Source organism: Leptothoe sp. LEGE 181152 (assembly GCF_032906605.1).
Classification (GTDB): domain Bacteria; phylum Cyanobacteriota; class Cyanobacteriia; order Phormidesmidales; family Phormidesmidaceae; genus Leptothoe; species Leptothoe turfae.
Map to the genome: position 1 here is coordinate 1 of NZ_JASATU010000023.1, position 1,435 is coordinate 1,435.

The following is a 1,435-nucleotide window of genomic DNA, read 5'->3' on the forward strand; positions in this document are numbered from 1 at the left end:
GTAATTGCTCAACTCCCCCCGCTGGGGATGGCAACCATAAGAAAATATCGTAGTGTAGAAGGATGCAAGACCTTCCTGACCTAAGTGACCTAAGCCCTGAGGCAAAAGATGCCTTGATACGAGTGTTATGGGAAGAGTTACAAACGCTGCGAGGTCGATTAGAGCAATTAGAAAAGCGACCCAAGAAAACGAGTAAGAATTCGAGTCAACCGCCCTCTCAAGGGTTTAAGGCGAATAAAAAAAGCCGAAAGAAAGGAGGAGAGCGTCGCGAAGCCAGTGTGGGACGTGCAGGGGGTGGTCGTCCATTAGCGACGAATCCAGATCGAATGGTATCAGCCCGGATTAGAACCTGTTCATCCTGTGAGGTTGAGATATCTCAAGCGCATCAGCGTTTGCATAGCCGCTACGACAAACTGGAACTACCGGAGATCACCCCGATTGTGACTCGTGTGGAGCGCTATCAAGGGACCTGTCCATGCTGTGGGACTCATCAGGTGGCCCCGGTTCCCGATGAGCTGTCAGGCGGTTCCCCCTTTGGGTCAAGCATCGAGAGCTTAGTCACCTATCTACGCTATGGCCATGCGATTAGCTATGAACGTCTGCATCAATTACTGGAGGAGGTCTTCAACCTATCGATATCCGAAGGGGCCTTGGCGAACCTGTTATCCCGAGTTCACGAGCAGCTAACGGAGCCGATGGCTGAGATTCAAGCTCAGGTGCAGCAGTCACGGATAATCTGCTCGGATGAAACGAGTGCTCGGGTGAAGGGACACACCGAATGGGAATGGGTGTTTCAAAACGAGGACGTGTGTTTCCATGTGATTTGCGCCACTCGTGGGGCGAGTGTTATCTACTCCGTCCTCGGTGAGCATGAACCTGAGGTGTGGGTGTCTGATTTATTCAGCGCTCAGAAAAATCATCCTGCGGTCCTCTGGCAGGTCTGTCTAGCCCACCAGCTTAGAGATTGTCAGTTTGCCATTGATGCGGGCGATGGGGTCTTTGCCCCCGTTATCAAGCATCTATTTTTACGGGCCTTAGCCATTCACAAACGACGAGAGTCGTTAGCCCCATCGACGTTGTATCAATACCGTTTAGATATTCACCGACGGTTACAACGAGCCCTAAATCTCAAGCCTGAGCAGGATGATGGTAGGCGCTTACACCATCGCTATGATGAGATTCAGGCACATTTATTCGTTTTTCTCGATGATGCCACGATTCCACCCACCAACAATTCGAGCGAGCAAGCGATTCGGATGAGTACCATTTTCCGAAAGGTCACCAATGGCTTCCGGTCTGAGTGGGGACGAGATTTATTGGCTGCGGTACGCTCAGTTGTCAATACCGGTAAACGTCAAGGACTATCCGCTCTCAAGGCTATTCAGATAGCTCTCTCACCTGGACTCTCTCTTTTTAAACCGGGTTGAGCAATTAC

General features: G+C 50.9%; 1 protein-coding gene. It reads left to right on the plus strand.

The annotated features are described in order from the left end of the window. Nucleotides 1–62 precede the first annotated feature (62 nt). Nucleotides 63–1,427: an IS66 family transposase gene (tnpC, locus tag QGP82_RS14100; protein ID WP_499059748.1), complete on the plus strand. Its 1,365-nt coding sequence runs from the start codon at nucleotides 63–65 to the stop codon at nucleotides 1,425–1,427. The last annotated feature ends 8 nt before the right edge of the window (nucleotides 1,428–1,435 follow it).

Coding starts and splice junctions, on each gene's coding strand:
- tnpC (WP_499059748.1), top strand. CDS start 63: ATGCAAGACCTTCCTGACCTAAGTGACCTAAGCCCTGAGGCAAAAGAT.